The sequence below is a fragment of the Enterobacter cloacae complex sp. SHL021 genome (genome assembly GCF_049237765.1).
In the GTDB taxonomy this organism is placed as follows: domain Bacteria; phylum Pseudomonadota; class Gammaproteobacteria; order Enterobacterales; family Enterobacteriaceae; genus Enterobacter; species Enterobacter cloacae.
In genome coordinates this window covers 1-537 of the sequence record NZ_JBMKJG010000069.1, presented here as the reverse complement: position 1 = coordinate 537, position 537 = coordinate 1, and the positions used below count along the sequence as shown (strand labels likewise).

Sequence of the window (537 nt, the reverse complement as noted above, 5' to 3'; positions counted from 1 at the left end):
CGCAAAGGAGTGCAGTCATGATTACAGGAACCTCAAATTACGACGAAGTGCCAGTGGTGCCATGCACAATCTGCGGCGGTTACTACAAGGCTGATGAGCCAGAAATGCACGTTTGCGAGGAGGCCGCCCAATGAGCAACATCGACAAACGCGCATTACGGGAAGCAGCCAATGCGGCAAACACTGCATCATGGGGAAATTGGGAGCCTTACAAGCCCCACAAAGGTGCGCGCGGCTATGAGGTAAAGGTTGGCTTGAAAGCGGTGGCGCAACATTGCCTCAAAGTTGATTCAGTATTCATCGCCGCCGCCAACCCCTCCTCCGTGCTGGCGCTGCTGGATGAGCTGGAAGCCAAAGAAACCGAAAACGAGCGTATGGCTCGTGAGCTGTTAAACAGGAGTGGTGAAATTGAAGGTCTGCGCCAGCGCATAGCAGAGTTGGAATCGCGTGAAATCAATCTGCCGCCATATTCGTTCTTCGACTTCAAGCAAGGCTCTCCGTTCAAAAGTGGTGCTTATTGCCATATTGATTCTGTAAA

The 537-nt window shown here is 52.1% G+C and carries 1 protein-coding gene; it reads left to right on the top strand.

All coding sequences use genetic code 11. The annotated features are described in order from the left end of the window. Positions 1-130: 130 nt before the first annotated feature. On the top strand, positions 131-537 hold a 407-nt coding region (locus tag ACOTZF_RS25240), incomplete at its 3' end, for an ead/Ea22-like family protein (protein ID WP_421636240.1).